The sequence below is a fragment of the Rothia terrae genome (assembly GCF_014705925.2).
Lineage (GTDB): Bacteria > Actinomycetota > Actinomycetes > Actinomycetales > Micrococcaceae > Rothia > Rothia terrae.
Map to the genome: position 1 here is coordinate 1,166,873 of NZ_CP061539.1, position 23,236 is coordinate 1,190,108.

General features: G+C 51.4%; 17 protein-coding genes. 12 read left to right on the forward strand and 5 right to left on the reverse strand.

The features are described 5' to 3' along the window. Positions 1–70: 70 nt before the first annotated feature. Complete coding sequence (locus tag IDM49_RS05415) at positions 71–439, reverse strand: hypothetical protein (RefSeq protein ID WP_190725285.1); 369 nt, start codon at positions 437–439, stop codon at positions 71–73. A 324-nt stretch (positions 440–763) separates the two neighbouring features. Here IDM49_RS05415 and IDM49_RS05420 point away from each other — a divergent pair, with 324 nt between their 5' ends. The 3 genes from IDM49_RS05420 to IDM49_RS05430 are packed head-to-tail and all read left to right on the forward strand — an operon-like array spanning position 764 to position 4,682. After that, positions 764–1,987 carry a DNA adenine methylase gene (locus IDM49_RS05420; protein ID WP_228008207.1) on the forward strand — a complete coding sequence of 408 codons (1,224 nt, stop codon included), beginning with the start codon at positions 764–766 and terminating at the stop codon, positions 1,985–1,987. Next, a complete protein-coding gene (locus IDM49_RS05425) occupies positions 1,988–2,905 on the forward strand; it encodes a Dam family site-specific DNA-(adenine-N6)-methyltransferase (RefSeq protein WP_190725286.1) in 918 nt (305 codons plus the stop codon). 1 nt (position 2,906) lies between these two features. Beyond that, a complete protein-coding gene (locus IDM49_RS05430; RefSeq protein WP_190725287.1) occupies positions 2,907–4,682 on the forward strand; it encodes an AlwI family type II restriction endonuclease in 1,776 nt (591 codons plus the stop codon). Positions 4,683–4,749: 67 nt separating this feature from the next. Here the strand turns inward: IDM49_RS05430 and cobA are convergent, their stop codons facing one another. After that, complete coding sequence (gene cobA / locus IDM49_RS05435; protein WP_190725288.1) at positions 4,750–5,826, reverse strand: uroporphyrinogen-III C-methyltransferase; 1,077 nt, start codon at positions 5,824–5,826, stop codon at positions 4,750–4,752. A gap of 147 nt (positions 5,827–5,973) precedes the next feature. Beyond that, positions 5,974–8,625, reverse strand: a complete 2,652-nt coding sequence (gene nirB / locus IDM49_RS05440; protein WP_190725289.1) for a nitrite reductase large subunit NirB — start codon at positions 8,623–8,625, stop codon at positions 5,974–5,976. 159 nt (positions 8,626–8,784) lie between these two features. Between nirB and nirD the strand changes: the two genes are divergently transcribed. Continuing rightward, positions 8,785–9,120 (forward strand): nitrite reductase small subunit NirD, encoded by a 336-nt coding sequence (gene nirD, locus IDM49_RS05445; RefSeq protein WP_190725290.1) that lies wholly within the window; start codon positions 8,785–8,787, stop codon positions 9,118–9,120. Between the two features lie 176 nt (positions 9,121–9,296). Here nirD and IDM49_RS05450 read toward each other — a convergent pair whose 3' ends face one another. Beyond that, positions 9,297–9,992 carry a GNAT family N-acetyltransferase gene (locus tag IDM49_RS05450; protein WP_190725291.1) on the reverse strand — a complete coding sequence of 232 codons (696 nt, stop codon included), beginning with the start codon at positions 9,990–9,992 and terminating at the stop codon, positions 9,297–9,299. Positions 9,993–10,061: 69 nt separating this feature from the next. Between IDM49_RS05450 and IDM49_RS05455 the strand changes: the two genes are divergently transcribed. The 7 genes from IDM49_RS05455 to ndk all read left to right on the forward strand — a co-directional run bounded on the left by IDM49_RS05455 (position 10,062) and on the right by ndk (position 18,449). After that, on the forward strand, positions 10,062–10,508 hold the full coding sequence (locus IDM49_RS05455; RefSeq protein WP_190725292.1) for a precorrin-2 dehydrogenase/sirohydrochlorin ferrochelatase family protein: 447 nt from the start codon (positions 10,062–10,064) through the stop codon (positions 10,506–10,508). A gap of 926 nt (positions 10,509–11,434) precedes the next feature. Continuing rightward, positions 11,435–14,737: an isoleucine--tRNA ligase gene (gene ileS, locus IDM49_RS05460; RefSeq protein ID WP_168615415.1), complete on the forward strand. Its 3,303-nt coding sequence runs from the start codon at positions 11,435–11,437 to the stop codon at positions 14,735–14,737. A 1-nt stretch (position 14,738) separates the two neighbouring features. Beyond that, entirely contained in the window at positions 14,739–16,160 is a 1,422-nt protein-coding gene (locus tag IDM49_RS05465; RefSeq protein WP_403215169.1) for a bifunctional folylpolyglutamate synthase/dihydrofolate synthase, read from the forward strand. Then, entirely contained in the window at positions 16,161–16,622 is a 462-nt protein-coding gene (locus IDM49_RS05470; RefSeq protein ID WP_168615414.1) for a DUF4233 domain-containing protein, read from the forward strand. Between the two features lie 196 nt (positions 16,623–16,818). Next, positions 16,819–17,436: an LGFP repeat-containing protein gene (locus IDM49_RS05475; RefSeq protein ID WP_190725293.1), complete on the forward strand. Its 618-nt coding sequence runs from the start codon at positions 16,819–16,821 to the stop codon at positions 17,434–17,436. A gap of 6 nt (positions 17,437–17,442) precedes the next feature. After that, positions 17,443–17,835: an LGFP repeat-containing protein gene (locus IDM49_RS05480; protein WP_190725294.1), complete on the forward strand. Its 393-nt coding sequence runs from the start codon at positions 17,443–17,445 to the stop codon at positions 17,833–17,835. A gap of 194 nt (positions 17,836–18,029) precedes the next feature. Continuing rightward, complete coding sequence (ndk, locus tag IDM49_RS05485) at positions 18,030–18,449, forward strand: nucleoside-diphosphate kinase (protein ID WP_168615412.1); 420 nt, start codon at positions 18,030–18,032, stop codon at positions 18,447–18,449. Between the two features lie 86 nt (positions 18,450–18,535). Here ndk and IDM49_RS05490 read toward each other — a convergent pair whose 3' ends face one another. After that, positions 18,536–19,180 (reverse strand): vitamin K epoxide reductase family protein, encoded by a 645-nt coding sequence (locus tag IDM49_RS05490; RefSeq protein WP_168615411.1) that lies wholly within the window; start codon positions 19,178–19,180, stop codon positions 18,536–18,538. 522 nt (positions 19,181–19,702) lie between these two features. Here IDM49_RS05490 and IDM49_RS05495 point away from each other — a divergent pair. After that, positions 19,703–23,119 carry an Rne/Rng family ribonuclease gene (locus IDM49_RS05495; protein ID WP_190725295.1) on the forward strand — a complete coding sequence of 1,139 codons (3,417 nt, stop codon included), beginning with the start codon at positions 19,703–19,705 and terminating at the stop codon, positions 23,117–23,119. Positions 23,120–23,236: the final 117 nt, after the last annotated feature.

The following is a 23,236-nucleotide window of genomic DNA, read 5'->3' on the forward strand; positions in this document are numbered from 1 at the left end:
GTTTTAGACGGCAAAAACCGGGGCTCAGTTGTTGTCTGAGTCCCGGCTTTTAGCTGGTTTATCTTGTGGTTTAGCCCTGGAAGAAGCCGTCCGGGCCAATGCCGAAGGTGGCGCCAATGGCGTTGTCGCAAATGAAAGTGTGCTGACCGACGCGGCAGGACGCTCCTTCTGAGGAGAGCTCGTAACCGTCAGGCAGGGTGTTTTGTACCGCTGCCATATCGGATGCTGAACCGGGTTGGCCTGCGGGTACTTCGGTGTAGCCGTGGTCGCTGAAGAAGAAGTTGACGTTATGGGTTGGGTCGAATCCGCTGCAGGATGCTTCTCCGCCAGCTAGGTAGCAGTTCATGCCGTTGAAGTTGAAGGCGAGGGCACCGGGCTGAGCTGGTGCTTGCGGTGCTTTGCTCGGGGGAGCTTGACGCTGTTGCGGTAGCGGATGCACTCGTTGATGCTGAGGATGCTGGAGTTTCGGGCTTATTCTCGGTGATTGAGCTGGATGAGCAACCAGTTAGGAGGGCAGTGAATGCGAGCGCGCCGACGGCGAGCGGTGTGGTTTTCATGGGTGGTGCCTTTCAGGCCTCGGTGATACTACGTTGTATCGATACCTCAACAATGAGTGCGGCAAAACCACTGGTCAAGAGGGATTTAAAAGTGTTATGAAACTGTGATGATTGGGGTGGGGAGGGGGTGGAAACGTCTGCTGGCTTTTATAATCCACTAAAATATGCAAAACTGATTAAAAGTGATGGAAATTGAGGGACTATAAGTGGTAAAACTAGAAAAAATTCTTGCTGATAGGGGATACACCTTTAGCGATTTAGCTCAGGATTCAGGAATCTCGGAAGCTACTTTGAGAGGCATAAACAAAAAGCCTGTAGAAAAGTGGAAGATTAGTTATGTCAAGGCATTAGCAAATCTTTTAGAAAACGATATTTCTGAGGCTTTCAGCGAAATACTAAAAGTAGAAAATTATGATGAAGATTTAGGGAAATACAATCTTGAGAGTCGAAGGTACATTGGCAGTAAAGCTAAGTTGGCAAATTGGATAGTGGAAAAAATTCAAGAAGAAACAGAAGGGGATTCATTCCTCGATTTGTTCGGTGGTACGGGGATAGTAACTAAGAGCGTATTGCCTTTCTTTGAGAAGGTTGCCATTAATGATTTTCTATATTCAAATAATATAATTTACAAAGCATTTTTCGGACCTGAAAACTACAATTACCAAAAGTTACTGGATATAATGCAAAGTTTTCAAAGTTTGAAGACCCGTTCTGTTGATGACGAGTATTTCTCTAAGAGCTATGGTGGAAAATATTTCAGCTTTCATGACGCTGAAATCATTGGCGAGATTCGGCAGTCAATTGAGAATAATAAAAAAATTAATGACAGAGAAAAATCGATTCTGATTGCTTCATTGATCTATTCTGCTGATAAAGTTTCGAACACGGTAGGACATTATGAGGCCTACAGGAAAAATCAGAATATACCCGACAGGTTTAAATTCGAACTTATAAAACCTGTCGATAGTGAAAATAAAGAAATAAGTATCTATCGGGAAGATGCTAATACGCTTGTCCGTAATACTAGTGCTGATATTGTATTTGTTGATCCTCCTTATAACTCACGTCAATACTCACGGTTTTATCACCTTCTTGAGGTTCTTACAAAATGGGAGAAGCCTCAACTTACGGGGGTAGCAATGAAGCCCCCTGTAGAAAATATTAGTGAATATTGTAAAACATCAGCGCCAGAAGCCTTCGATGATCTAGTCAAAAATATATCAGCTAAATATATCGTAGTTACCTATAATAATACATACACTTCAAAAAGTAGCAGCTCTCAAAATAAGATAACTCAATCACAGATCATAGATTCTTTAAATAGAGTTGGAACAACAAAAATATATGAGACTGACCATAAATTTTTTAATGCAGGAAAAACTGAATTTGCTAACCATAAAGAATTTCTCTTTATAACAAAGGTTAAATAAATGAGTGGTAAATCCGTGAGGTCCCCTTTGTTTTATGTTGGGGACAAGTATAAGTTGACTCCACAGCTCAATAGCTTATTTCCTAATAATATAAATATTTTTCATGATGTATTTGCGGGTGGCGGAAGTGCTTCACTAAACGCTAAAGCAAATTCATTTTCCTTAAATGACGTAGATAAAAATGTAATTTCGATACATGAATTTCTAATAGAAAACAGTCCAAAACTAGATGAATTGATTCTTCATTTCTATGAATTGATTGACATGTATGGATTGAGTCATTCTGAACTAAACCTCAATAATATTATTGTAGATTTGAAAAAAGATTACCCAAAGACATATTTCTCGAAATACAATAAGAATCAATATCTACAAATGAGAGATGATTATAACGGAAATAAAGATAGAATAGATTTATTATATCTTTTGATAATCTATGGATTTAACCACATGATTAGATATAATAAATTAGGTAATTTTAATCTTCCTGTCGGAAATGTTGATTGGAATAAAAATGTAACGAAAGCTTTAAAAGATTATTCTGATTGGGTGTTGCGAAATAACGAGATAAATATTAGCAATTTGGATTTCGAATCTTATATTTCTATTCAAAACCCAACTGAAGATGACTTTTTTTATTTTGATCCTCCATACCTAATTACTTCAAGTGATTACAACAAAATTTGGAGTGTTGACAATGAACGGCGTTTATACAAATTACTAGATAAGTTATCAGATGAAGGTGTCAGCTGGGGTCTTTCTAACATGGTTTACCATAAAGATCGAACCAATGAAATTTTGACAGAGTGGTCTGATAAATATCATGTATTTGCAATTACAAGTAATTATATTTCAAGATTTGATAATAGTATCAAAAATAGTAAAGAAATATATGTGACTAACAAGATTGAGGAATAAAATGGCACCAAAAAGGAAACCTGTTTCTTTTGATACAACATTGAGAAATCCTGCTAGGATTCCAGACTTCATTGCGGTTCTGGAAGAGTATGAAGACGTACTTTTGGATGATGATACGGCTATAAAGATTGAAGCTGAAATTATTAGGCGAAAGATTTTCGAGCCCACTAAATCAACATTAGGTACGTATGTCCCAGAATATCATGACAAATTTGATTTTAGCGCTGCAGATCATAGCGCTGACGCCTCAAAAAAAGTCGATTATCTTTTCGATAAATGGAAGAGATCTGAATCAGGTGAATGTAGCTTAGATGAAATCGTTTATCTATTAAATAATACAATCACTAAACATGCTGAAAAGGGATGGAAGGGCGGTTGGCAGTCTAGGTTACATACTCAGTTTAACTTCTTAAATGAGTTGGGTTTTGTTCGTGTCGTAAAAAATAAAAAGATTCTGATTTCTGAGAACGGTAAGCAAATGATCTCGGGTTTCAGTAATGATAATGCAGAGATAAAACCAAACTTTGATAATTTAGTTCAATCTTCTTTCTTAAACGCATTTGCAAAATATCAAGTAAATAATCCTTACCGATTCAATACTGTTAAAGTAAACTTTTTCCCTCTTGTTCTGAATACTATTAAGTATCTAAAAGATACATATGGAAGGCCGGGAGTTTTTACTCAAGATATTTCGTTTATTATTTGTTGGCCAAACAATGACTATATTTCTTTAGCTGAATTTATTTATAAATTTAGAGAAGAAAATGGGTATTCAAAATCTAATGAGTTTGTATATGAGTATGCCATGAATTTATTGGACGACACAAGTGTCAACTCTCCCTTTGTAAAAGCGTCTGAGTCATTTCTGGCCAAAAATTCTAATTTGTATAAGATTGACAAAATTATGCATGAGACTCCTGATGAGGTAATTAGAAAACTTCGACTGACTATGCTGGTCTCATTAAGGGGAGGCGGTCGATTTATCGATTTGAACCATATAGAGCAGAGTAAAATAAATCATATTATCGAAGAATATTCAGACAATAAAAATTTCGATGCTGATTATAGTAATTACTTCACGTATATGGGGAAAATTGACTCTAGTCTTAATTTTTCTGATTCTGATGAACCTCAGAATACTGATGTTAAAGAGCAAAAAATTCAAGAATGGGCAGGTTCTAGTACATGGGAATTCTTGGAAAAAGAAATGAAGAACACTGTCAGTAAATCTTCATCAGCTGATTTGGTTCTTAAGTACATTAACGAACCAGTCCGCTTAGAATTTCTTTCTGCTGTAGCATTGAAAAAAGCATTACCAGATTTAAAGGTAATTGCTAACTATAAAGCTGACGATCAAGGTATTCCTTTTAGTCATGCAAGTGGGGCTGGAGCCGGTAGTAGCGGATCTGATATTGATGCATATGAGGGAAATATGCACGTCATAGTGGAACCAACTATTTCCAAATCTCGCAGTTTTCATGTTGAGCATGAACTGCCTTCAATCCGTAGTCATGTCTTTGCAGCTTGTGCTGAGGATACTAATTCCCAGAATGGTTATAACGACTGGTTCTCTGTGTTTCTAGCAGTTGATGGTCTCTCAAGAGATGTGGGTGAGCAAGCACGATTAATTAAGGACTCTACCGGTGTGGAGATTTATCCGTGGGAGATTACTGACTTTATAAAGCATTCTCAAACTGTGACATCAATTAATGATTACCGTCTAATTAGAAATTATGCGGTTCCTCGTAAAATGCCTAACCTTAAAAACAATAATTAGAATAGTTGAACTCATCGGGCTCAGTCAGTTATCTTTAGGGCCCGATGAGCAATCAATTTGGGTGCGTCTACGCCTTCTTATCCCTTCCCTCGCTCAGTGCCAGCTGCAGGAGCGCGTCGCGGCGGGCTGTCGCGTCCTCACCTTCGGCGTTGCCGGCATCCACAACATCACCAATCACGGTAATGGCAGGCGGCTTCACATCCGACAGGTCCTCGGTGGCCCTCGCCAGCGTCGAGTAGCGCACGCGCTCATTCTCGCGGTAGACATTCTCAAACGTGCCCAGCGGCATATCCTCGCGGACGCCACGCGCCAGCAAACCAGCCACCGTGTGGGGGAGCGTGCGCACACCCATCAACAGTGAAATCGTGCCACCGGACTTCACAAAACCAGCCAGATGATCCAGCTCAATATCAGACAGCTCAGCGTGACCAGACACCACCGTGAACATATGCGACACCTTGCGCAACGTCATCGGCACCTTCGCGCTAGCCGGCACAGCAATCGATGAGGTTACACCCGAAATAACCTCAACCTTCAGCCCAGCACGCTCACACACGTAGAGCTCCTCAGTTCCGCGACCAAACACGTAGGGGTCACCGCCCTTCATGCGCGCCACATTCTTACCAGCCAACGCGTAATCAATCATCATCTGATCAATCTCGCGCTGCGGCACCTTGTGCGCACCGGGCACCTTACCCACATCAATAATCTCGGCACCAGGAGCCCACGACTCAATATCAGCAGTAGGTGCCAAATGGTCAATCAGCACAACATCAGACGCGGCCAGCGCCTCAAACGCGCGCGCAGTCATGTAACCGGGCGTGCCGGGTCCTGCACCGATCAAAAAGACAGTACCCGTCTCACCCAGGGGAGCCTCGCGGTCAACGCTCACCACAACTCCTGGCAGAACCTCAGCAATAGCCGAACGCCAATCAGCCACAGCAAGCGCACCGGCGTCCTCACGCGCATCCGCACAGATAACTACCAGCGCAGGACGCAAAGCGGCAGCGCCCTCCAAGCCATCTACACTCGGGCACTGAATAACGGACGCCGCCGCACCGTACTTATGTGCCACACGCGCGGTGCGCTCAGATTCACCGCACAGCAAAACCAGCGAATCGGCGACATCAAGATCAACAAACACAGTTCTCAAAACCTTTCATGGGCACGAACAACACCGCCGCGCCACTGTGCAAAAAGTCGGGCTCTACCCAAGTACACCACGGCGGGTGAGCAAAGGGTAAAAGCCCGACCTTTCACTGTTCACATCTGAAATTTATGTAACAAATGTTTACGCGGGAGCGCCCACAGGAATCTTAGCGCCGGTAATCAAAACCGGGCCATCTGCGTCCTCAGCGTCAGCTGCTGCCAGTTCCTCCGGAGTTGCCGGGCGAATCTGGTCACGCTCTAGAACGTACAGGCGTGATGCCTCATCCTGTGCCTCGGGCTCGTTGACGAAAGCACGGAAGCGCTTCAGACGCTCGGGATCCTTCAAAGTTGCAACCCACTCATCTTCGTAGTTGTCAATGTGGTACTGCATATCAGCATCCAAATCAGCGCAAATACCGAGTGAGTCATCGATGATTACCGAGCGCAGGTGCTCAATCGCATCACCGAACTGCTCATCAAGATCCTCAGCCCAGCGAGCGGTACGTTGCAACTTATCAGCGGTGCGAATGTAGTACATGAGGTAACGGTCAATGTACTTGTACGCGGTTTCCTGATCAAGATCCTGAGCAAACAGGCGACCGTGAGCGGGATTAGCGCCACCGTTACCTGCAAAGTAAAGGTTCCAACCGTTGGTGGTTGCAATCAAACCGATGTCCTTGCCCTGAGCTTCAGCACATTCACGGTTACAACCAGAAACAGCCAGCTTGAACTTGTGCGGGGAACGCAAGCCCTTGTAACGGTTCTCAGTATCGATAGCCATCTTCACAGAATCCTGAACACCAAAACGGCACCATGAGTTACCAATGCAGGACTTCACGTTGCGCAAAGACTTGCCGTAAGCCTGGCCTGACTCAAAGCCAGCGTCAATGAGCTTCTGCCAAATCTCGGGCAGCTGCTCCAGGCGAGCGCCGTACATACCAATGCGCTGAGCACCGTTGATCTTGGTGTACAGGCCGTATTCCTTAGCTACCGCACCAAATGCCAGCAGCTTATCGGGGGTGATTTCACCACCGGGAACGCGCGGAATGACGCTGTAGGTACCGTCCTTCTGCATGTTGCCCAGGTTGCGGTCGTTGGTGTCCTGCAGGGTGCCGCGGCCACCGTCAAGAGCGTATGACTTGCGAGTCTGAGCAAGAATCGATGCGACGGTCGGCTTACAGATTGCACAGCCGTCTTCGCCCTGGCCAAAGCGCTCAAGTACCGAGTAGAAGTCGTCCAGGCCATCCACTGCCTTAACAGCTGCAAAGAGCTCCGCGCGTGAGAAGCCGAAGTGCTCGCACAGCGCGTTAGAGACGGTCATGCCCATCTTCTTCATCTGCTGCTTGAGGGTCTTCTGAATCATCGGAACACAGGAGCCACACTGGGTACCAGCGGTGGTTGCCTTCTGAATGGATGCGACGTCCTGATTGCCGTCAACGATTGACTGGCGGATAGTGCCAAAGTCAATGTTGTTGCAGGAACACAGGATAGCGTCGTCGGGAAGCTCAGTATCGGGAATGCCGTCGCCGCCACCAGCTGCCGTCAGGTAGACAGCAGGTTCTGCCGGCAACTCGCGTCCGAGCAGAGGTTTCAGTGAATCGAAGGGAGCGGTGTCGCCGACGAAGACGCCACCGAGTAGGGTCTTAGCGTCCGCGGTGGTCACAATCTTCTGGTACATACCGCGGGCCGGGTCTGCAAAAAGCACCTCAAGTGCGCCGGGAGTAGTGGCGCGACGGTCACCGAAACCAGCAACCTGAACGCCATCGAACTTCAGCTTGGTTGCAATATCGAACTCTTCAACGGTCTCATTGCCGCCCATGAGGTTCTTAGCAACAGCCTCAGCCATCTGGTTAGCAGGAGCAACCAGACCCCAGGTACGGCCCAGAACGCAAGCGACCTCACCGATAGCCCAAATGTTTTCGTCCTCAGACTGGCAGTTGTCGGCAACCACTAAACCGCCGCGTTCACCCATACGCATTTCAGCTTCGCGGGGAAGATCATCGTTGGGACGAATGCCGGCAGCGAACATGACGATATCAGCATCAATGACGCGAACATCGGCTTCATCGCCCATACCGTTAGCAACAGAAACGGAGACAACTTCGCCAGCGTTATCGCGGTTAATGGTTGAGATGAATGAACCGGTCTCAACACCGATGCCGGTAGCTTCAATCTGCGCGTTGACTGCGTGGCCACCGCCCTGGTCCATCTCAATGGACAGTAGCCAGGGAGCAACATCCAAAATAGTCGGCTCAGCGCCAAGGTGCTTAAGACCCTCAGCAGCCTCCAGACCGAGCAAGCCACCACCAACAACAATGCCCTTAGGAGCGCGTCCAAGCTTCTTGGTCAGACGATCCATCTCAGAAACAACGGTGCGAACATCGTTGATAGTACGGAAAACGTGAGCTGCCTCAGCACCGGGAATCGGAATCTTAACAGCGCGAGAACCGGTAGCCAGAACGAGCTCGTCGTAGGGGAAAACTTCGCCACTGGTAGTGGTTACAGTCTGATTTTTGCGGTCAAGAGCGGACGCGCGGGTGTTGAGCTTAAGCTCGATGCCGGGCTGCTCCCACAGGGTGCTCTCACCGAGAGTCAAATCTTTCTCGGTGTCATTAAAAATCTGTTCAAGGGCTACGCGGTCGTAGGGAACGAACGGCTCATCCATGAGAACCGTAACCGTGTCTTCACCCAGACCTTCGCCGTGAATCGCGCGAACAAAACGCCACGCAGCGGGGCCACCGCCGACAACAAGAATCTTGCGACCTGAGCGAGGTTCTTTCACAGTGTTAACCATTCTTTATCTACCTAATGTGTGAGTACTTAGCTTGCCAAAAAGTGGTGTGGGAATCAGCAAACTAATTATTGGTATCAATAATGCGATAATACCAACTTATGACCACATAATCAGTCATACTTGAAACTGGAAAACTCACTCACACACAAGGGAAAGAACATGGCAGAGACTAACCTTCAGCGTGTATGCAACGTCAGCGATCTTGAAACCAACTGGGGAGAAGTCGCGCTGATTGGCGACCACCAGTACGCAGTATTTCTGGTCAAAGACGGCTCCGTTTTCGTGACCGACCACAAGGATCCCGCCAGCGAAGCACTGGTGATGGCGCGCGGAATCGTGGGGGAGAAAGACGGTAAGCACACCGTGACAGCACCCCTGTACAAAGAGGTCTACGACCTTGAAACCGGCGAATGCCTCTCAGATAAAGACTTTACTTTGCCCGTCTACGAAACCTCTGTAGAAGATGGCGTTGTCTACATGACGGCGACCGCCTAAACGCCTACACAGACTTCAAAAGCCCCGCCCAACATCGACTGTTAGGCGGGGCTTTGTGTATGCTAAAACATCAAAATTTTAGTTATGGTGTGTCTGACGTAGTGCTTCACAATCTGTAATAGTGTTGACGCGACTCTAAGCGGAAGCCTTGCACCAAAGTTTTAGCCGTCCCCTTACTAAAAGTGAAGGGTCATATCGTGCCAGCGCGCGCCACCGTGAGTTGAATCAGATACGCCATCGAGTTCAAAACCGAACTGAGAGTAGTAACCAATCAGCTCCTCTTTACAGGTGAGAATCACTCCGGTGCGCTTTTCGTCCCTCGCCTGCTCAATTAGTTTATTGATCAGCGTAGCCGCGTACCCGCGTCCGCGATAGTCAGGCAAAGTGTTAATGCCGAAAATACTCTGGTAAGCACCATAACGAGTGTGCGCATTGGCATCTTCAAACAGCTCATCAAAAATAACGGGGGAGTCAGTCACCATTCCGTTGATAAAACTAACGATTTCACCGTCAGCCTCAAGGACCCAAAAATGATCTCCAAAAACGTTAAAGCGCGCGGACAACGATTCTAAGGACGCTGCTTCTGCCGCCGGAAAACACTCCGCCTCAATTTCAGCTAAGCGCGCCATATCATCACTGGTCGCCTGACGTACCTTCACAGTGGGCTCGGGCTGAGACTTCTGAACGTCCATGTGCGCAAGCGACTGACCTCCAACGCCCCAATCAGCGCGCGGAACCTCATTGAGCATCACCCACACCGAAGACTCTTGAGTACCCATGACACGGGTATACGTTTTCGTAAGCTCGGCAATCAGCTCAGCTTTCTGAGACTCCGAAACCTGCGCCGCGTAACTAACATTAATCAGGGGCATCTGCTTTCCCTCCATATGAAAAAATGAGTTGAGTTCAATGCTAACAACCGCGCAGATAAGGAGCCGGCCATGCTACCTGTCAACATAAACCTTGAAGGCAAAGACGTGCTGGTTGTTGGCGGGGGAGTCGTGGCTACCCGGCGCGTCCGCACCCTACAAGAGCAAGGTGCCCTAGTGCACGTAGTTGCCCCAGACATCAGTGAGGAGCTGCACCAACTACACGCCGAGCAGAAAATTATCTGGCACCACCGCTTTTTCGAACCCAAGGACGCCGCCGATAAGTGGCTCGTGGTAGCCCACACCGACAGCCCACGCGTGCAACAACAGATCAAGGACGCCTGCGAAACACACCGCGTGTGGTGCCTGGTGGGCGGGCAACCCGAGAACTCAAGCTTCTGGTTTATGGCGCACCGCGTCCTTGAAGACATCACAGTGGCGGTCAGCGCAAAAGCCAACCCCAAAAAAGCGAAGCGGCTGGTGGGAGAAATTGCGGGTTTTCTTTCCCATACCTCATAAGGTTCAGCTACACGAGTATCCTCATGACGCCAGCAGTCCCTCTCGCACTCTCGCGCTGGGGCGCTCGATTGTGATTCACGCCAGTCCCGATGTCAGCTGGCGTCATGAAAATACTCGATGCGAACTGCCTACCGAGTGATCCGGTGATAAAGATTTGCTGCGCTTAGCTTCACGATGTATTGGTGCTCAACTGGCTCGGGGCTGGCGTTTGAGGGAAGTTGAGCACCAATATCTCGAGGAAGCTCTACAAGAGAACTCAAAAACTGATGTTTGATTGCGAGCCCCGCGAGAGGGCCTGCTGGCGGCACGCGTCCTGCGACGTCAAGTAATGATGTTCCTGCTTTTATGTGTGAACCTAAATGTAAAAGAACTGTTTATCACAATGGCTCAACACGAATTCAACAATTGTAATTTGAGTGAATCTCGTCAAAGCTCACCAACCCCTAAACCCCCTATCTGGGGTTATCCAAGAGCGCTCAGCACAAGATATGGGACTCACACGCGTGTAATTCACTAGATGAGCGATTTTGCCCCGCGTTGAGCCTTCCAAATACGTTAGACACTCAGGCTTAGAACACATAAACTAGGTACCAGTTGCAACGACCCGGCTATCACCGGCGAGCAATTCGGAAGAACAGGCCGTACCTGCTTTTCGCCCACGAATCGTTGCGACGAGGGCGAGCAAGCGGAATAGATACAGCCTCAGTAGAACCGAACGGGTAAGCCCGAAACAGCAGTCATGAAGCGACTGATAATGCTTTGTGCGCACTAGCCCCCTCAAGGATTCTCACGAGCCTTGAGGGGATTCGTGCACCCAAGTGATAAGTCAGTAAGCAAGGTGGTACCGCGCTGTGCCACCCGCACCTTGTGTGTGGGTTCACGCGTCCTTGCACCCCGAATTTAAGCACGAGACTTAAGGGCGTAAAGTGACCAACAAGCCTGTTTATCCCAAGGCGAGCGCTACTGGCGCGAGCGACGTTGTGGCGTCGCCGAAGTTCCCTCAGCTTGAAGAAGCTGTTCTTGAGTACTGGAAGAAGGATGATACCTTCCAGGCATCTATTGATAACCGTGATGCTGGTAAGAACGGCGAAGACGAGTTTGTTTTCTACGATGGCCCTCCTTTTGCGAACGGTTTGCCGCACTACGGTCACCTGTTGACCGGTTATGTGAAGGACCTCGTGGCGCGCTACCAGACGCAGCGCGGCCAGAAGGTTGAGCGCCGTTTTGGTTGGGATACCCACGGTTTGCCTGCTGAGCTTGAGGCTATGAAGCAGCTGGGTATGACTGACAAGCAGGAAATCATTGAGATGGGCATTGATAACTTCAATGCTGCTGCTCGTAAGTCTGTGCTCAAGTACACCAATGAGTGGGAAAAGTACGTGACCCGTCAGGCTCGCTGGGTTGACTTTGAGAACGATTACAAGACTTTGAATGTTGAGTACATGGAGTCTGTGATTTGGGCGTTCAAGCAGTTGCATGATAAGGGTTTGACCTACCAGGGTTTCCGCGTGCTTCCGTACTGCTGGAAGGACGAGACCCCGCTGTCTAACCACGAGCTGCGTATGGATGATGACGTGTACAAGGACCGCCAGGATCCTTCGGTAACCGTTGCATTCAAGATCACCGGTGATAAGTCGTTGGCTAAGCATCCCGAGACTGTGGATGCCCTTGCTGGTGTTGAGGCGATGGCGTGGACTACTACTCCCTGGACTTTGCCGACTAACCAGGCGTTGGCTGTTGGCCCCGAGGTTTCTTATGTTGTGGTTGAGGCACAGGGTGATTTCGCTGGACGCAAGTTCCTGATTGCTCAGGATCTGCTGGGTGCATACGCTAAGGATCTTGGTTTTGAGGACGCTGCTGCAGCTGCTGAGGCTGTGACCGCGACCTTTACCGGTAGCCAGCTTGAGGGCGTGCGCTACGCACCGCTGTGGGACTACTTCACCGACACCGAGAAGTTCGGCACCGAAACCTCATGGCAGATTCTGGTGGCTAATTACGTGACCACCACTGACGGTACCGGTTTGGTTCACCAGGCTCCTGCCTACGGTGAAGATGACCAGAAGGTCTGTGAAGGTTACGGCATTCCCGTGATTCTTTCCATGGATGAGGGTGCGAAGTTCCTTGATTTGTTCAAGGATGACTCATTGGCAGCTGGCGCTCCGTTAGCTGAGATTGCTGGTGTGCAGATCTTCGAAGCTAACCGCACCCTCATCAACATTTTGAAGAACGATGGCGCTCTCATCCGTGAGAAGTCCTACGTTCACTCCTACCCGCACTGCTGGCGTTGCCGCACCCCGCTGGTGTACCGCGCAATCACCTCGTGGTACGTGAAGGTTACCGACTTCAAAGACCGCATGGTCGAGCTGAACGAGGAAATCAACTGGATTCCCGATAACGTCAAGCACGGTCAGTTCGGCAAGTGGGTGGAGAACGCTCGCGACTGGTCAATTTCTCGTAACCGTTTCTGGGGCTCACCCATTCCGGTGTGGGTTTCAGATGACCCGAACTACCCGCGCACCGACGTCTACGGCTCACTAGCTGAACTGGAAGCTGACTTTGGACGCCTACCGCTAAACGAGAAGGGCGAGCCTGATCTTCACCGTCCCTTCATTGACGAGCTGACGCGTCCTAACCCCGATGATCCCACCGGCAAGTCAACTATGCGCCGCGTTGAAGACGTTCTGGATGTTTGGTTCGACTCGGGCTCTATGCCTTACGCGCAGGTTCACTACCCCTTTGAAAACAAGGAATGGTTGGACAACCACCATCCGGCTGACTTCATCGTGGAGTACATTGGCCAGACTCGTGGCTGGTTCTACACCCTGCACATTTTGGCAACCGCGCTCTTCGACCGCCCCGCCTTTAAGAACGTGATTTCACACGGTATCGTGCTGGGTTCAGATGGCCAGAAGATGTCGAAGTCTTTGCGTAATTACCCGGACGTTTCAGAGGTTCTGGATCGCGACGGTTCGGATGCGATGCGCTGGTTCCTCATGTCATCGCCCATTCTGCGCGGTGGTAACTTGAGCGTGACCGAGCAGGGTATTCGTGACGGCGTTCGCCAGGTCATGTTGCCGCTGTGGAACGTTTACCACTTCTTTGCGCTCTACACCAACAGCGCAAATAATAGCGAAGGCTACGACGCTCAGCTGCGCTACACTTCAGATAACGTGATGGACCGCTTTATCTTGGGCAAGACCCGTGAGCTGGTTGCTGACGTTACCGAGGCAATGGACGACTATGACGTCTGGAAGGCATGCGAAATCCTGCGTACCTACGCAGATACGCTAACCAACTGGTACGTACGTCGCTCCCGCGAGCGCTTCTTCGAAGAAGACACCGTCGCATTCGATGTTCTTTACACCGCGCTGACCACCGTGGCTCAGGTTGCAGCACCCCTGATGCCGCTGATGAGCGAAGAAATCTACCGCGGTCTCACCGGCGAGCGTTCAGTTCACCTGACTGACTGGCCTTCGGTTGAGAACTTCACCGACGAGTCAGAGCTCATCGAGCTCATGGAGACCACTCGCTCCATCGCATCCGCGGGTTCATCACTGCGTAAGGCGCAGAAGTTGCGCGTGCGTCAGCCGCTGAACAACCTGACCGTGGCTGTTGCTGGCGGCAAGCAGCTGGCTGGCATCTTCGAGCACATCATCGCATCCGAGCTCAACATCAAGCACGTTAAATTGCTGGATGCCTCAGAGGTATCACCTGCTGACTTCGGTATCTCACAGCAGCTCAAGGTCAATGCCCGTGCCGCTGGCCCGCGTCTGGGCAAGCAGGTTCAGGTTGCTATCAAGGCATCAAAGTCCGGTGACTGGAAGGTTGAGGAAGACGGTACCGTCGTTGTTGGCTTCAACGCTGTAGACGGCGGTATGCCGCTGGTTGAGGGTGAATACGAGCTCGAGACTGTGGTGGCTGAGACCGAGGGCGAGCAGCAGCGCGCTGTTTCTGTTCTGCCCGGTGGCGGCTTCTTGGTGCTCGATACCGCGCTGACCCCCGAGCTTGAGGCAGAGGGTACCGCTCGCGATATGATTCGTGCGATTCAGCAGGCTCGTAAGGACGCTGACTTCAACGTTTCAGATCGAATCGTGGCAACCATCAACGCACCGGCTTCAACCCTGGACGCTGTTCGTTCGAATGAAGAACTGGTGGCGGGTGAAACCCTTGCCAACAGCATCGAGTATGTTGAGGCAACTGAGACCACCATCGATGTAAAGAAGGCATAGTTTGTCAGATTCAAACACCGGTGTGTTTGAGCAGCCCGAAAGCGGCGCTAACCCTAGCGCCGCTTTCGGCGTTGAATCGGTGTATGCCGATTTGCTCTCACGCGCACCAGAAAACAAGATGGCTCCGCGCCTGGATGCGATGCAGCGCGCTACCGAGATTTTGGGGGAGCCGAATAAGGCTGCCCCGGTTATCCATATCACCGGTACCAACGGTAAAACCTCGACGGCTCGCATGATTGAGCGCCTACTCATGGCGCACGACATTCGCGTAGGGCGCTACACCTCACCGCACATTTCCAAGGTCACCGAGCGCATCAGCATTGATGATGAGCCCGTTGCTGATGAAACCTTTGTGCGTATCTGGGACGAGATTGCCCCTTACCTGCAGATCGTAGATGCTGAGCTTGAGGCAGACGGTCAGCCGCGCATCACCTACTTTGAGGCTTTAACGCTGCTCGCATTCGCTATTTTCGCGGACGAGCCCGTTGATGTGATGGTGCTTGAAGTCGGAATCGGCGGCGTGTGGGATGCTACTAACGTGGCTGACGGAGCTGTTTCCGTTGTCACTCCGATTGGGCTGGATCATACCGATATGCTCGGCGATACCCTGGCTGATATCGCTGCTGAAAAGTCGGGCATCATTAAACCCGGTGGCTTCTTGGTATCTGCAGCTCAAGACCCCGAGGCAGCTGAGGTTCTTCTTGAAGCTGCTCAATCCAAGGACGCGCAGTACCGCTTTGAGGGCGTGGAATTTGCTCCGACCTCGCGGGTTGGTGGCGTTGGCGGTCAGATGGTTACCGTCAAGGGTCTTGCAGGCACCTACGAAAACGTGGCCGTCCCGCTCTTTGGCGCCCACCAGGCAGAGAACGCCGCAGTGGCTATCGCCGCTGTGGAGGCTTTCTTGGGCGGGGGCGAGAAGCAGCTAAACGATGAGCTGGTACGTGCAGCTTTCGAGCAGGTCACCTCACCGGGCCGTCTTGAAGTCGCATCCACCAACCCCACCGTCATCGTGGACGCCGCGCACAACCCGCACGGTTTGCGCGCCTCAGCAGCCGCCTTCAAAGAGTCGTTCAACTTCTCCAACGTCAACATTGTCATTGGTATCTTAGAAGAAAAAGACGCCGTTGCCATGTTCGAGGTGTTGCGCGAGGAATACCGCGACTCCGCCGACTTTGCAACGCGACTGTACCTCACAGCATCCAACTCGCCTCGAGCCATTGACCCCGAGCGTCTAACAGAACTCGCACTCGACGCGGGCTTTGACGAAGATGACCTCATCACCTTCGACAAGCTCCCCGATGCTCTGGGCAGCGCGATGGAAGCTGCCGGTACCGAAGACGACAGCTCAGCGGTACTGGTCACCGGATCCATCACCGTTGTGGGAGATACCGTGGTTCTTTTGGGAGAGAAGAAAGAAGACTAAATGGCACGCCTGACTCGCAAACAGCAAGAATGGTACCCGGGCAAGAAAAAAGAGATGCGATCCATCAAAGTCATGTTCGCATCCACCGTTCTCACCCTAGAAGCGCTCGTCGCTTTCTTCGGCACCCTGGCAGCCTTCGGCCTGTTCTTCAACGATGCGTCCTGGATCAAAACCCTGGTGTGGGTACTTGGTCTGGCACTCGTGCTGGCATTTTTGGTAACCCCCGCTTTACTGACCAAAACCAAGTGGGGCTACACCATGGGCTGGGTCCTTCAAGTCCTGCTTATTCTCGTGGGCCTCGTCGTACCCATGATGCTCTTTGTCGGGGTCTGCTTTGCGCTGGCTTGGTGGTACGCGGTGCACACCGGTGAGAAGCTCGATCGCGAAAACGTTCAGCGTGCACGCGAACAAGAAGAGTGGGAACGCAACAACCCCGTAGAGGCGCCAGCCAAAAATCAATAAGTACATTGCGTACACCTGTGGCGGTAACTGGTTCTTTCCAGTTGCCGCCATTTTTTATACGCCATCTGGTGAAATTCAGGAACTTCTCTATCTCGTGGGTCATTCCATAGAATGGGGGACAAACCTGCTCTACAATAAGTACATCGAATTCCCCAGCATGGATACGAACCATGAGTCAGCACAAGAAAGATACAACATGAAGTCCCCCAAAATTTTGGCAGGAGCGCTCGCGCTTTCCCTCGGCGCAGCAGTTATCACTGGCGTACCTGCTCAGGCAGAACCACAGCAACACCCTAGTTTTACGACGACTGCCCAGATGGTGAACCTTGCCCGCGTCGCCGCCGATGACTACGAGGTTACCTTACGCGGTGCCATTGGTGACTATTTCCGAACCCACGGTGGTGAGGCTCATTTTGGTGAGCCTCTTGCCGATGAATGGCCGCTAGAAGACGGCGGTGCCGGTCAGCAGTTCGATAATGGATACATCATTTATTGGAGCCCTCAAACCGGTGCCTTTGCCGTTGATTTCGATGGAGCGATTGGTGATACCTACCGCCAAGGCGATTATGAATCTACCTACGGTTACCCTCTGTTCGATGAGGTCAATATTCCCGGTGGTGCCATGCAGAAGTTTTACAAGGTCGGGAAAGGCACCTATGCCTTTTACTGGTCACCGTCAACTGGCCCGCACACGGTCTGGGAAGGCGGAGCAATCGGTGGACGCTTCACGAGTGAAGGCGGCACCGGCACCTTTGGCTTCCCCACAGGTGAAGAAGAAGTAACCCCTTACGGAGCTTTCCAAGTCTTCCAATAAGGTGGAGTGCAAAACCGCATCTACTGGTCAGCGAACACCGGCACCCACGTGGTGAAAGGTAACGGCGGCATTTACACTAAGTGGCAGGCACAAGGTGGCGAAGATCGTTTCGGTTATCCCGTCACCGACGAGATTTCTGAAAGCGGGGCCGTAGTGCAGTACTTCCGCACCTCCGGTGGTCGCGAATACGGCATCTGGTGGCATCCCACGTACGGTACTCACACCATGAACTCAAAGGGTGCCCTGTACAACTTTTGGTTCAAAGCCGGTAATTACCGCACTTTGGGGTACCCTACCAGCGATGAAACCACCCATGCCGACGGCTCAGCAACCATCAGCTTCTCATCGGGCGCTCAGCTCAAATGGACTGCTAACGGGGGAGTGCAACGCATCCGCTAACCAGCGCTCTCAGGGTGAGCTTGAGAGACGGTGAACATAAGGACGCGGGTTTCCGTCTTTTCCTGCCATGGCAAGTGTGTGCCGGTGGCAAGGCAGCGGAACACCCGCGTCCTTTCATTTTGAAATAAATCGCCGACTAAAAAAGTGGAGTAAAGTGAGATAAACCAAGTCAATCTCAATGAAGAGGACAAACCATGACTGAACGTACCCTCATTCTGGTCAAGCCAGACGGTGTAGAGCGCAACCTGATTGGCACCGTGCTCGCCCGCTTTGAAACCAAGGGCTACCACATCGCAGATTTGAAGATGCTCACTCCCAGCCACGAGCTACTCGAGAAGCACTATGAGGAGCATAAAGGTAAACCCTTCTTTCAGCCGCTAGTTGACTTTATGAGCTCCGGACCGGTTGTTGCCGTGATCTTTGAAGGTGAGCGCGTGGTAGAAGGCGCACGTTCATTGATGGGTTCATCCGATCCCACCACTGCCCCCGCTGGCACTATCCGCGGCGATTTTGGACGTGATTGGGGCGAGAATATTCAGAAAAACCTAGTGCACGGCTCAGATTCTGTGGAGTCAGCTCAGCGCGAGATCGATATCTGGTTCAACCAGCACTAAATCTGACTCATTGCATCTGCCCACAACTTAAAACTCATGGGCCTGCCGAGCGAACTCGGCAGGCCCATGATCATGTGCTGAATAAATTACAGCAGGAACATAATCTGATCGAAGAATCGGATGAAGATGATTCCGAATATCAGCAGGTAAATCATGATGACAGTGAACCATGACCAGCTGCTGACTGAGCGGCGAAGTACTGCGGGGGCAGGAATAACACCGGCAACGATATTGCGGGCGGTGACCTTCACAAACAAGGGAATGGTCATAATCCACACAATCATGCAGAACAGGCACAAAGCGTTAATGACGAAGGTGGTCTGCGACCACAGCCACAGGATAAAGCAGAAGGCGAAAGTTACACCGATCTGCGCACCCCACCAGAACCAGTTCTTAAAGCGGGCACCAGCCATCAAAGCGGCACCGATAGTCACAATAATGGTGAAACCAATCAGGCCGATATAAGGGTTCGGGAAGCCGAAGACTGATGCCTGCCAGTGGCGCATCACGGTGCCGCAGTTGAGCAGGGCATTCAGGTCGCACACCGACTGGTGGTTAGCGTCCATGAGAATCTGAAGCTTCTCATAAATCAGCATGGATGAGGCTGCCAGTGCAATGATGCCGGTGATAAACATCAGCGGTCCGAGCCTGCGATCGGTGCGTTCGGTCAGGACGTCAATGGATTCTTCCGAATCGATGTAGCCATCTTCTTCGGTTGAGGCAACACTCATGGATTTCTACCTTTTTCATGTGCAGTAATTGATGACGGACAAATAAATTCATTCACAATCGTACTCACTTCCATGAAAACTGCACCGGTCGCAAACGGTTTTGTGGGCAAATTTATAGAGAAGTCATAGTGATTGTTCACGGAGAATTTTTAGGTACCAAAGCGCAACCGGGTGTTAATAGAGTTCACGGTATGAGAGAATAGGTGCTGGTAACCTCTTGCCCGCCTGCAAGATTCAGTTACCCGACGAAAGCTGTTTCGATAGAACAACGTACCGTACGACGCCCCAGGACGATTGTGGGCGGGGGCGAAGGTTGTTCACTGTAAGTTCTGGCGCGCGATGCGCTAGCTCGGTACGCGCGTCGGCTTTGCACCCGGGGCAATAGATGCCCGTGGTACTCGCTCCAATGCGGGCTCGAGATGTGCGAAGTAGCCTAGGTTTTAGTTAGCGGCGCTTGAACTTTTTGAGCGCCAGATGCTTCTTTTGTGCGGGGCGGAGCGCAAAAGGGCAGGAGATACGTATATGTCTGATAATAATTTTGGGGGCGTTGGCGAATCTGTTGAGTCGGCTGATCAGCAGAGCGCAACACCAACGCAATCCGAGCAGGCGCCGAAAAAGCGCACTCGCACCCGTCGTAAGTCTTCAGACCGCAAGGCCCAGAGCACCGGTACTGTTGAGGTTCAGGATGTAGCTTCTGAAGTTACCGTGCCCGCAGAGCAGCCTGATTCTGCCGCCAAGACTGAGCAGGGCGAATCAGCTGCAGAGCAAACAACCTCTGTAGAGGCGGATGCGGCTGCTCATACGATCCGTAGCGCGCAGGCTGAGGACGCGCAGGGTCAGCAGGTAGCTGATAACGGTGAACAGCTGGTTGCTCAAACCGCAGATATCACCGATGCTAAAGATGCACAGGTTCAGCAGCCAGAATCTGAAGGTGAAACTGCGCAAGAGCAGAATCAGCCTTCTACACCAGCACAGTCAGAAAACGAACAGGTCGAAGCTGAGCAGCCCTCAGCAGCTGAAGCGGAACCCCAGCCCGCTCCTTTGCAGAAACTGCGCGTTGACGCATCCAACCCCGCCAACGAGCACGCCTTCTTGCTTGCCGACCTCATCAACTCAACCGAAGAGGCCGAAGAAACAGAGAAAACCGCTAAAACCCAGCGCGAAATTCAGGCAGAAAAGCTGGCTGAGCTCACCCGCGCAGCATCCGCGTCGCTACTCTTTCACGAACCCGCACTCGAAGAAGTCATCGAGCAGACACGCGCAGAACGCAAAGCCCGCCAAGAAAAAGAAGCCGCTGAACGTCGCGCACGCCGAGCAGCCGAGCTCGCCGGCGAAACCGAGGTCACCTCGCGTCGTCGCCGCCGTCGCCGCCGTGGTGAAGAAGACATGGAAATCGACGGCGGTAATGCAGATGATCCCGAGAACACCGTCACTAAGGTTCGCGCACCGCGCGTGTCAGACTCGCACACCTCAAACCGCGTAGCCGGCATCCGCGGCTCAACACGCATCGAAGCTAAGCGACAGCGCCGCCGCGAATCACGGGCAACCGGACGCCGCCGCCACGTCATCACCGAGGCAGAGTTCCTCGCACGCCGCGAATCCGTAGACCGCCAGATGATCGTCCGTCTAAAAGACGACCGCATTCAGATCGGCGTACTCGAAGACGGCGTACTCGCTGAGCACTTTGTCTCCAAAACCCAGCAGGACTCCCTGATCGGCAACGTTTACCTGGGTAAAGTGCAGAACGTTCTGCCCTCCATGGAAGCAGCCTTCGTTGATATCGGACGCGGACGCAACGCAGTCCTTTACGCAGGTGAAGTCAACTGGGACGTCACCGGCTTGGACGGCGCACCGCGCAAAATCGAAAACGCTCTCAAGCCCGGCGACTCCGTGCTCGTACAGGTCACCAAAGACCCTGTCGGTCACAAGGGCGCTCGCCTGACCAGCCAGGTGTCACTGCCCGGTCGCTACCTGGTCTACGTACCCGGTGGCTCCATGACCGGTATCTCACGTAAGCTTCCCGATGTGGAGCGCGCTCGCCTGAAGAAGATTCTCAAGGATAAGCTTCCCGAGGGCGCAGGTGTTATTGTGCGTACCGCTGCTGAGGGTGCATCTGAAGAAGAGCTGACGAACGATATCAACCGTCTGCGCGTGCAGTGGGAAGATATCCAAGAGAAGTCCACTTCTAATAAGGTGCTTGCCCCCGAGATGCTGTACCAGGAGCCGGATCTCACTATTAAGACTGTTCGTGATGTCTTCAATGAAGACTTCTCCTCGATGGTGGTGCAGGGTTCACACGCCTGGGATTCTATCGAAGCTTACGTTACCTATGTTGCGCCTGACCTCGTTGATCGTCTGCAGCGCTGGGAAGGTAACGATGACCTCTTTGACCACTACCGCGTTGAAGAACAGCTGCACAAGGCTCTTGATCGCAAGGTATACCTGCCCTCAGGTGGTTCACTGGTCATTGACCGCACCGAGGCAATGACGGTTGTTGATGTCAACACCGGTAAGTTCACCGGTAGCGGCGGCAACCTTGAAGAAACTGTCACCAAGAACAACCTGGAAGCGGCAGAGGAAATTGTTCGTCAGTTGCGTCTGCGCGATATCGGTGGCATCGTCGTTATCGACTTCATCGATATGGTGCTCGAGTCAAACCGCGACCTCGTCCTGCGCCGCCTGGTGGAGTGCCTGGGACGCGACCGCACCAAGCATCAGGTCGCTGAAGTGACCTCGCTGGGTCTGGTACAGATGACGCGCAAGCGCATGGGCACAGGTCTTCTGGAAGTCTTCTCAGAATCCTGTGAAGCGTGTGCTGGTCGAGGCATCCTCGTACACGATCAGCCGCTGAAGGGTCGTAGTGGCGGCACCACCGATTTCATGCATCGTCATGATCGTGAAGACCGCAAGCGCTTCCGCAACTATAAGGCTCACCAGAACCGTTCGCAGCATCACGATGAGACTGACAATCCGCAGGATCAGCAGCGTAATGAGGCACGACGCGCGGCACTTGCTAACATCGTTGCCGCATCATCGCACCACGATGAAGAAGAGCAGGTCACTGAGTCCAAGTCAGCTCGCAAGCGTAAGCGTCGCAAGAACAACCGCCGCCAGGAGCAGGAGGCTCTTGCTGCCGAATCACAGGTTACTGCAGAGAACGTGCTGACCATTGGTGATGAAGTCATTGAGCTGCCTCAGGGCAATAAATCAGATGACGAAATCACCGAGGGTGAGCAGGGCGATTTCACTCTCGAGTCATTGGCTCAGGTCTTCGAGAAGAAGGGCGATAAGCCCGCTCGTAAGAAGCAGCGTCGTGAGATTCGTGCTGAGGCTTTGAACGAGAGTTCAGACGCGTCGGTTGATCCCGAGGTTGATGATCGCTTTACTCAGAACTCTGATCGTTTTGAGGCTATCCGCGCCGGTGAGGCTCGTGCGCGAGCATCGCAGAAGGCAGGACGCCAGTACGATCAGGCAGAGCGTGATGGCAACGGCGGTAAGGGCAAGGGCTCCAAGGATGATGCGCGTGAGTCACGTTCCTCATCCGAAGGTAAGAAGCGCCGTAATCGACGCGCTAGCTCACAATCATCTGCTCCTGCCTACGTTCAGCCGCAGGACGCGCCTGTTACTGAAGGTGTCACCGGTGTAGCAACCCCGGGGAAAGTTGAAGAAGAGTCCCAGGTGGAGTCATCCACTCAGGCAGCTGCAACCGCAACCCAGGCAGTTCAGACACCCGCTAAGCCCAAGCGTCGTTCGCGTCGAGCAACCAGTGCTGGTGCCGGTGTTGAAATTAAAGTAGCCGAGGTGAAGTCTGAGGCAACTCAGGGCTCATCGGTAACAGCCCAGGTGACCGCAGATACCAAGCCGACGGCAGAAGTTTCGGCGCCGGTTATGCTCGGTGTCGGTGTGGCAGCCGATGAGATCAAACGCGAAGGTAAGTAGCCTTTAGCTCCACAGCGTCCCGTACCTGAGTAGGTGCGGGACGCTTTAGCGTTAATGTGGCATCATCAGCGGGGGGGGCTGACGTAGTGAGTCTTTGCCCACAAACCAGGCAAAACC

Bases quoted from the DNA above. Each gene is read 5' to 3' on its own strand.
- IDM49_RS05425 (WP_190725286.1), top strand. From the start codon at position 1,988: ATGAGTGGTAAATCCGTGAGGTCCCCTTTGTTTTATGTTGGGGACAAG.
- IDM49_RS05430 (WP_190725287.1), top strand. From the start codon at position 2,907: ATGGCACCAAAAAGGAAACCTGTTTCTTTTGATACAACATTGAGAAAT.
- nirB (WP_190725289.1), bottom strand. From the start codon at position 8,625: ATGGTTAACACTGTGAAAGAACCTCGCTCAGGTCGCAAGATTCTTGTT.
- nirD (WP_190725290.1), top strand. From the start codon at position 8,785: ATGGCAGAGACTAACCTTCAGCGTGTATGCAACGTCAGCGATCTTGAA.
- IDM49_RS05450 (WP_190725291.1), bottom strand. From the start codon at position 9,992: ATGCCCCTGATTAATGTTAGTTACGCGGCGCAGGTTTCGGAGTCTCAG.
- IDM49_RS05455 (WP_190725292.1), top strand. From the start codon at position 10,062: ATGCTACCTGTCAACATAAACCTTGAAGGCAAAGACGTGCTGGTTGTT.
- IDM49_RS05470 (WP_168615414.1), top strand. From the start codon at position 16,161: ATGGCACGCCTGACTCGCAAACAGCAAGAATGGTACCCGGGCAAGAAA.
- IDM49_RS05475 (WP_190725293.1), top strand. From the start codon at position 16,819: ATGAAGTCCCCCAAAATTTTGGCAGGAGCGCTCGCGCTTTCCCTCGGC.
- ndk (WP_168615412.1), top strand. From the start codon at position 18,030: ATGACTGAACGTACCCTCATTCTGGTCAAGCCAGACGGTGTAGAGCGC.
- IDM49_RS05490 (WP_168615411.1), bottom strand. From the start codon at position 19,180: ATGAGTGTTGCCTCAACCGAAGAAGATGGCTACATCGATTCGGAAGAA.
- IDM49_RS05495 (WP_190725295.1), top strand. From the start codon at position 19,703: ATGTCTGATAATAATTTTGGGGGCGTTGGCGAATCTGTTGAGTCGGCT.